Annotated in this window: 1 protein-coding gene; it reads left to right on the top strand. The window is 63.1% G+C overall.

All coding sequences use genetic code 11. From position 1 onward, the window contains the following. Positions 1-255: GDP-mannose 4,6-dehydratase (locus tag ACO0LO_RS29120; RefSeq protein ID WP_422970050.1), on the top strand; the 255-nt coding region annotated here is incomplete at both ends.

The raw sequence follows: 255 nt of genomic DNA, 5'->3' as shown, positions 1-255 counted from the left end.
ACGCCAAACGCGACTGGGGCTACGCCAAAGAATACGTCGAAGGCATGTGGCGCATGCTGCAAGCCGACCAGCCCGACACCTTCGTACTCGCCACCAACCGCACCGAAACCGTCCGCGACTTCGTCACAATGGCCTTCAAGGCCGCCGACATCCAGCTCCGCTGGCAAGGGCAGGGCGAAGACGAAACCGCCGCCTGCACCAAGACCGGCAAGACCCTCGTCAAGGTCAACCCCAAATTCTACCGGCCCGCCGAAG

The organism is Undibacterium sp. TJN25 (genome assembly GCF_049339885.1).
Classification (GTDB): domain Bacteria; phylum Pseudomonadota; class Gammaproteobacteria; order Burkholderiales; family Burkholderiaceae_D; genus Undibacterium.
The sequence above is the reverse complement of the archived record's forward strand: the minus strand, read 5'-3'. Positions and strand labels throughout refer to the sequence as shown.